At 63.3% G+C, this 7,346-nt stretch carries 5 protein-coding genes; 1 reads left to right on the forward strand and 4 read right to left on the reverse strand.

Going from position 1 to position 7,346, the window contains the following annotated elements:
- Positions 1–108: 108 nt before the first annotated feature.
- The 3 genes from PMI42_RS27890 to PMI42_RS27900 form a co-directional block, all read right to left on the reverse strand.
- A complete protein-coding gene (locus PMI42_RS27890; RefSeq protein ID WP_008140502.1) occupies positions 109–969 on the reverse strand; it encodes a MaoC family dehydratase in 861 nt (286 codons plus the stop codon).
- A gap of 220 nt (positions 970–1,189) precedes the next feature.
- The gene (locus PMI42_RS27895; RefSeq protein WP_008140504.1) at positions 1,190–1,579 is read right to left on the reverse strand and encodes a Zn-ribbon domain-containing OB-fold protein; all 390 of its coding nucleotides are present in this window, start codon (positions 1,577–1,579) and stop codon (positions 1,190–1,192) included.
- Positions 1,579–2,736: a thiolase family protein gene (locus tag PMI42_RS27900; RefSeq protein ID WP_008140506.1), complete on the reverse strand. Its 1,158-nt coding sequence runs from the start codon at positions 2,734–2,736 to the stop codon at positions 1,579–1,581. The genes PMI42_RS27895 and PMI42_RS27900 overlap by 1 nt, the downstream gene beginning before the upstream one ends.
- Positions 2,737–3,317: 581 nt before the next feature.
- On the opposite strand from PMI42_RS27900, the gene PMI42_RS27905 reads away from it, so the two are divergent.
- The gene (locus PMI42_RS27905; RefSeq protein WP_008140508.1) at positions 3,318–3,899 is read left to right on the forward strand and encodes a hypothetical protein; all 582 of its coding nucleotides are present in this window, start codon (positions 3,318–3,320) and stop codon (positions 3,897–3,899) included.
- A 117-nt stretch (positions 3,900–4,016) separates the two neighbouring features.
- On the opposite strand, the gene PMI42_RS27910 is transcribed toward PMI42_RS27905, so the two are convergent.
- Positions 4,017–7,346: indolepyruvate ferredoxin oxidoreductase family protein (locus tag PMI42_RS27910; RefSeq protein WP_008140510.1), on the reverse strand; the 3,330-nt coding region annotated here is incomplete at its 5' end.

Raw genomic sequence — 7,346 nt, forward strand, 5'->3', positions numbered from 1 at the left:
GGTGAGGGGGAGCCTCCGCGAACTCGACTGTCACCGTCCCTGCGGAGACTCCCCCTCACCCCACCCTCTCCCCGCAAGCGGGGCGAGGGAGTGAAACACCGTGCCCGCCTAACCCAGCACCGTCTTGCCGTTCTTGATCACCGTGACGCCGCGCGATTTCACCTTGGCTTCGAACGAGATCGTGTTGCCGTCCTTCCAGAGGTCCATGGTCACGGTCTCGCCGGGGTAGACGGGGGATGAGAACCGCGCGACGTGCTGGCGGAAGGCGGAGGCGTCGTAGTCGGCATAGGTCTGGAGCACGCCGCGGCAGGTGATGCCGTAGGTGCACATGCCGTGCAGGATCGGACGCGGGAAGCCGGCCTTCCTGGCAAACTCGGGATCGCTGTGCAGCGGATTGCGGTCGCCGCACAGGCGGTAGACCAGCGCCTGGTCGGGGCGCGTGACGATGTCGATGGTCCTGTCGGGGCTGCGCGACGGGATCTTGTGCGGATCGGGCTGGGTCAGGTTCGGCCCGCCGAAGCCGCCATCGCCGCGGGCAAAGCGCGAGGCGACCAGCGTTGCGAGCTTCTCGCCCTTCTCGTTCTTCAGCACGGTCTGGTGCGCGATGACGACGCCCTTGTCCTTGCCTTTGTCATAGACCTCGACGACGGAGGAGTCGGCCGTGATGTTCGCGGCCACGGGCAGCGGCTGGTGGAAGGTGATGTCGCGCTCGCCATCGACCACCATCACGCGGTTGAGGTTCATCTCGCCCGGCCCCGAGCCCCAAGCGGCGACGGAGGCAAACGTCGGCACCGCCTTGAGCGGCCGCGGCGTGAACGTGCCCTCGTTGACGAAGGCGAGCTCGTTCTCGTCCATGGGATCGGCGCCGAGGCCGATGCCATAGGCGTAGAGCATGACTTCGCGATCGCCGTAGGCATATTTCTGGCCGAGGTTTTTCAGGCCTTTGAGTTCTTCGTATCTGGCGGACATCTTGTTTGTTTCCTCCCGAGTTTCTGATCCGCAGGCGGCGATGCCCGTTGATGTGCCCTCTCTCCTTGTGGGAGAGGGCAGCACCGCTCTTGCAACAAACTCACTCAGGTGAGGGGTTGGCTCCGCAGTGACACTTTGCGTGTGGAGAGAGACCCCTCACCCGGCAGCCTTCGGCTGCCACCCTCTCCCACAAGGGGAGAGGGTTACATCTCGCTTTGCGTCAGGCCACCGTGAAGAACGGCAATGGCGCACCGTCGGTCGGCTTGAACACCACTTTCACCTTCTGGCCGATCTTCAGCTTCTCGAGATCGCAGTCGACGATGTTGGTCTGCACCGACGGACCTTCTTTCAGTGTAACATACGCGATCGCATAGGGGCCGGTCGGCGATTTGCGCATCAGGCTCCAGGTATAGATCGTGGCTTCGCCCGAGCTCTCCTCCCACACCGTCTTGTCCGAATAGCAGAACGGACAGATCGCACGCGGGAAGTAATGGGCTTCGCCGCACGCCGTGCAGCGCTTGATCATGAACTTGCCCTGCTTGGCCGCGTCCCAGAATGCAGCGGTCTCGGGGTTCGTGACCGGGGCGGGATATTTCTTGGCTTCACTCATCACACGCGCTCCAGAATGGCGGTCGAGGCGGCGTGGCGAACGCCCAAAAGGCCGCCGGTACCGTGGGCGATGGCGAGATCGCAATTCTTGACCTGCACCTTCGGATGCGCCTCGCCGCGCAGCTGCCTGACGGCCTCGATGATCTTGGTCATGCCGCCGCGGTTGACGGGATGGTTGCTGCAGAGGCCGCCGCCATCGGTGTTGAACGGCAGCTTGCCGACGCCTGAGATCAGATTGCCGTCGGCGACGAATTTTCCGCCCTCGCCCTTCTTGCAGAAGCCGAGATCCTCGAGTTGCATCAGCACCGTGATGGTGAAGCTGTCATAGATCGAGGCGTATTTGATGTCCTGCGGCGTGATGCCGGCTTCCTCGAACGCGCGCGGGCCGGACCAGATGCCGGCGGAGTATGTGAGATCGAGATCCTTGCCGCCGCGCGGGCCCTTCATCGCCTCGCCATGGCCGATCAGCTTGACCAGCGGCTTCTTCAGGCTCCTGGCGATCTCGGGCGTGGTTACGATCAGTGCGCCGCCGCCGTCGGAGACGACGCAGCAATCCATCCGATGCAGGGGATCGGAGATCATCGGCGAGTTCAAGACGTCCTCGACGGTGACGACGTCCTTGAGCATCGCATGCGGATTGTATTGCGCGTGATGCGAGGCTGCGACCTTGATCCAGGCGAGCTGCTCGGAGGTGGTGCCATAGTCGTGCATATGGCGCATGGCACACATGCCATAGGCATTGTGCGTGGTCGCACCGTAGGCGGACTCGAAATCGGCTTCCGCGCCAGCCGCGCGCGGCGGCATCACGCCGGTGCGCGGCTTGCCGGCCAGCGTGATCAGCGCGATCGAGCATTTGCCCGCGGCGATCGCTTCAGCGGCATGGCCGAGATGGATGATGTAGGAGCAGCCGCCGGTCTCGGTGGAATCGACGTGGCGGAGCTTTTTGGTGTTCAGCCCGAGATAGTCGACCATCGGCCAGGCGCCGCCGGGCGCGTCGCCCGCGCAGAAATAGCCGTCGACATCGTCCTTGCTGATCCCGGCATCCTCGATCGCGCCCTTGGCGACCTCGGCGTGGAGCTGGGCGGTGGATTTGTCCGGCGCATGCCGGGTCGGGTGTTCGTAGATCCCGGCAATGTAGGCCTTGCCCTTGATGGTCAAAACAGAGGTCTCCGCTCGCGTTTCTTCTTGGCTCTTTTTTCTGAACCGCAGTGGGCTGATTGGCAAGCGCGGAAATATTCCGCCTTGCGAGAGGGCAGCGGGTTGGCGCAAGTGGCGACGGTCATGGAACGCCCGTCTGCCTCCTCACCGTCATTGCGAGCGTAGCGAAGCAATCCAGGAGTCTTTCCGCGGATGCATTTCTGGATTGCTTCGCTGCGCTCGCAATGACGGGCGCGACAGGCAAAATCCTAAAGGTGTTTTGCCCGACGGCACAAGGGGCTTTTCTTTTTTCGCGAAAACAACCCCATGCACAGTAGGACGGCGGCTGATTTCAAAGAGGAAATCACAGGGTAGGCGAAACGACTTGTCCGCCGTAGCTCGAAGAGCGGAGGCGGAAGCGTGCCCACGTCTTCCGGTGCAATCTTGGAGAGATGGCGGGCACGGCGCTTTGCGCCTTTGCGCGCCCTACGGTTCCTGCTCCGCTTCGATGTCGTGACGGACGCCGCTCGTTGCGGCTGGATGGTTCATAACGTTCACCGCACGCTCTCGACAACCAGAGCTAGAAGTGAGACTCTAGCAAGATGCCTCAGCCTGCCGACCATTGCCTGTACTGTATCCTCAGGGATTTCCAGCCGACATTGGCGGCAATCATCGCGCTTGGGGCAGCAGCTCTGGCCTACTACGCGGCGACCCAGAAGATCCGCCACGACAAGAAAGTCGCGGACAGAGAGTTAGCGCTTCGTCGCCTTGGCGTTTACATGCGCACGCAATCCGACGCCGAACTGGTCGAAATGATTGCACGTACCCTCAAGCCGCAAGCTAAGACATTGCATGCCTATCTTCTCAGACCGGACCAGCGCTCCGCAGATGACCCGACTATCGAATCTACATTGAAAAAGTGGCGCCTGACGTCCGACATGAACGAGACGTGGCAAAACCTTCATCTATTCCCTGCGCCGATTGCCAGGCGGGTTAATGGATTGAGGCGAAGCCTCATGAACTTTGTTTTCGAATCCGATTCGACGAATTACCGGTTGCTTGCAGATCCGGATCGCGGCGCGGAATGGCTGACGCAAATGACGACTACTCTGGAAGCTGACGCTGCCGCCATCGTAAGCGAGCTCGATCACCTCATCGCTGAAATTGGTGCCGCGGTTGAGTAGCTCCAATTTGTGCGCCGTCAGACTCCGCAGGAGTGGCGAGTTACGCCGCAGCTAACCCACCCCATGAACGGGTGTAGCCCGGATTGCGCTTCGCTCCATCCGGGCTACGAGACCGCCCTACTCCGCCGCGATCTGCCTCGGCGCCGGCGGCGGGCTCGCCAAATCCGCGGCGAGCTGGGCGTAGCGAGCCTTGGCGTCGGCCACCGCTTTCTCCTTCACCGGGCCGTAGCCGCGGATGCGGTCGGGCAGTGACAGCAATTCGACCGCCGTGTCGACCGTGACCGGCGACAACAGGCCGAGCACGGTTGAGACGTCCTTCTCGTAGCCGGCGATCAAATCGCGCTCGAGCTTGCGGTCGGCGCTGCGGCCGAAAATATCGAGCGGGGTGCCGCGCAGGAACTTGAACTTTGCCAGCGTGCCGAACACGGGGAGCATCCAGGGGCCGAAGGCGCGCTTCTTCGGGCGGCCCAAGGCATCGACACCACTGCTGAGGATTGGCGGGGCGAGATTGAAGTTGAACTTGAAGTCGCCTTCGAACTGCTCGCGCAGCTGTTTCTCGAATGCGCCGTCGGAGAACAGGCGCGCGACTTCGTATTCGTCCTTGTAGGCAAGCAGCTTGGCGTAGTTCACCGCGACAGCGCGCGGCAGCGCATCGTCGTAACCGCCCTGCTTCGCGGCATCGCGCACCTGATCGACCAGCTTGCGGTAGCGTTTTGCCAGTCGGCCGTTTTGGTAAGCCGTGAGATGTTTGGCGCGATGCTCGATGACCTCGTCGAGCGTCATGGCGTCCAGGGTCTTGGGCGCAACGACCTCGTCCGTCCCCTTCAGCATCCCGGCAAGACGCTGGGGATCGGCGACCGCGAGGCGGCCGAGGCGGAAGGCTTCCTTGTTCATCTTGATCGAGACGCCGTTGACCTCAATGGCCTGCTCGATCGATTCAGCCGACAACGGGAACAGCCCCTTCTGATAGGCGTAGCCCATCATCATCATGTTGGTCGCGATGCTGTCGCCCAGCAGCTGCTCGGCCGGCTTGGTGAAATCGAAGAACACGGAGTCCTTGTGCAGTGCCGTCTCCAGCAGACCGTTCAGCTTGCGGGTCTGGAAGTTGAAGTCGCGGTTGAGGACGAAGTCGGCGGTGGGAATGACGTGGCTGTTGATGATGCCGCGGGTGCGGCTAGTGTCGCAGAGCGAGATCGTATCCTTCGCGACCGCGACCACCTCGTCGGCGGCGAGCACGAGATCGGCCGTGCCGGTAACGATGCGCGAGCACGTCACTTCGGCCGGATGATCCGACAGGCGGACATGGCTGAGCACCGCCCCGCCCTTCTGCGCGAGGCCGGACATGTCGAGGATCATCGAGGCCTTGCCCTCGATATGCGCGGCCATGCCGAGCAGCGCGCCGATGGTGAGCACGCCGGTGCCCCCGACACCGCCCACGGCGATGTTGTAGGGCTTGTCGAGCGTCGGGCGCGAGGCCGGCTCGGGAATCGCGCCGATGTCACCGAGATCGGCCGGTGCACGATGGCGCGGCTTGCCGCCGTCGACGGTGACGAAGGACGGGCAAAAACCCTTCACGCAGGAATAGTCCTTGTTGCAGGACGACTGGTTGATGGCGCGCTTGCGGCCGAACTCGGTCTCCAGCGGCTCGACCGAGATGCAGTTCGACTGCACCGAGCAGTCGCCGCAGCCTTCGCAGACGGCCGGATTGATCATGACGCGGCGCGCCGGATCTTCCATCAGCCCGCGCTTGCGGCGACGGCGCTTCTCGGCGGCGCAGGTCTGCACGAAGACGATCGCCGATGTGCCCTTCTGTTCGCGGCACATCTTCATGACGTTTTGCAACTCGTCGCGATGATACAGTTTTACGCCGGGCGCGATGCTGTCGGCCGGATAGGCATCGGGCGTTTCGGAGACCAAGTAGATCTCGCGGATGCCTTCGGCGTGAAGCTGGAAGGTGATCTGCTGCGGCGAGAGATCGCCGTCATGGCGCTGGCCGCCGGTCATGGCGACGGCGTCGTTGTAGAGGATCTTGTAGGTGATGTTGGTCTTGGACGCCACCGCCTGGCGGATGGCGAGAAGGCCGGAGTGGAAGTAGGTGCCGTCGCCGAGGTTCGCGAAAATGTGGTTCTCGTTGGTGAAGGGCGCGATGCCGACCCATGGCACGCCCTCGCCGCCCATATGCGTAAACGTCTCGGTCGAGCGGTCCATCCACAGCGCCATGAAGTGGCAGCCGATGCCGGCCAGCGCGCGGCTGCCTTCGGGGACCTTGGTCGAGGTGTTGTGGGGGCAGCCGGAGCAGAAATACGGGGTGCGGGAGACAGGCGCGACGGCCTGCATTTGCGTGGCCTGGCGGCCGTTGAACCAGTCGGCCTTGGCGCGGAGCATCTCCGCGATTTCAGGATTGAGATTGAGGCGAAGCAGGCGCTCGGTGAGCGAAGTTGCCAGCGAGGCAACGCTGAGCTCGGCGGAGAACGTGAGAAAACGCTTGTCGTGCTCGTCCATCTTGCCGACGATGCGCGGGCGGACGTCGTCGCGCCAGTTGAACAGCTCCTGCTTGACCTGGTTCTCGACGATCTCGCGGCGCTCTTCGATGATGAAGATCTCTTCGAGACCGACCGCGAACTGGCGCACGCCTTCCGGCTCCAGCGGCCAGGGCATGCCGATCTTGTAGAGGCGAAGACCGATCTTGGCGGCGACTTCCTCGGTAATGCCGAGCTCGCGCAGCGCCTGGCGGACGTCCTCGTAGCTCTTGCCCGAGGCCATGATGCCGAAGCGGGCGTTCGGCGAATCCATGGTGATCCGGTTGACCTTGTTGGCGCGCGCAAAGGCGATCGCGGCAAAGCCCTTGTAGTCCTGGAGACGGCGGTCCTGCTCGAAGCGGTCGTCGGGCCAGCGCAGATTGAGGCCGCCGGGCGGCAGCTCGAAATCGGCGGGAATGATGAAGGGCTTCATCTCGTCGGTAAGGTCGATCTCGGCGGTGGTCTCCACGGTCTCCGTGATCACCTTCATGCCGACCCAGCAGCCCGAATAGCGCGACATCGCGATGCCGAGCAGGCCCATCTCGATCATCTCGTGGATACTCGAGGGGTAGAGATACGGCATCAGCGCCGACATGAAGGCATGGTCTGACTGATGCGGGACGGTCGAGGACTTTGCGCCATGATCGTCGCCGGCAAGGCACAGCACGCCGCCGTTCTTGGCGGAGCCTGCGGCATTGCCGTGGCGGAACACGTCGCCGCAGCGGTCGACGCCGGGGCCTTTGCCGTACCAGATGCCGACGACGCCGTCGTACTTGGCGCCGGGCGAGAGGTTGAGCTGCTGCGAGCCCCAGACGGCGGTGGCCGCGAGGTCCTCGTTCACGCCGGGCTGGAACTTGATGTTGTACTGCTCGAGATGCTTTCGGGCGGCGAACAGCTGCTGGTCGTAGCCGCCGAGCGGCGAGCCGCG

This window comes from Bradyrhizobium sp. YR681 (assembly GCF_000282615.1).
GTDB lineage: Bacteria > Pseudomonadota > Alphaproteobacteria > Rhizobiales > Xanthobacteraceae > Bradyrhizobium.

Bases quoted from the DNA above. Each gene is read 5' to 3' on its own strand.
- PMI42_RS27890 (WP_008140502.1), bottom strand. From the start codon at position 969: ATGTCCGCCAGATACGAAGAACTCAAAGGCCTGAAAAACCTCGGCCAG.
- PMI42_RS27895 (WP_008140504.1), bottom strand. From the start codon at position 1,579: ATGAGTGAAGCCAAGAAATATCCCGCCCCGGTCACGAACCCCGAGACC.
- PMI42_RS27905 (WP_008140508.1), top strand. From the start codon at position 3,318: ATGCCTCAGCCTGCCGACCATTGCCTGTACTGTATCCTCAGGGATTTC.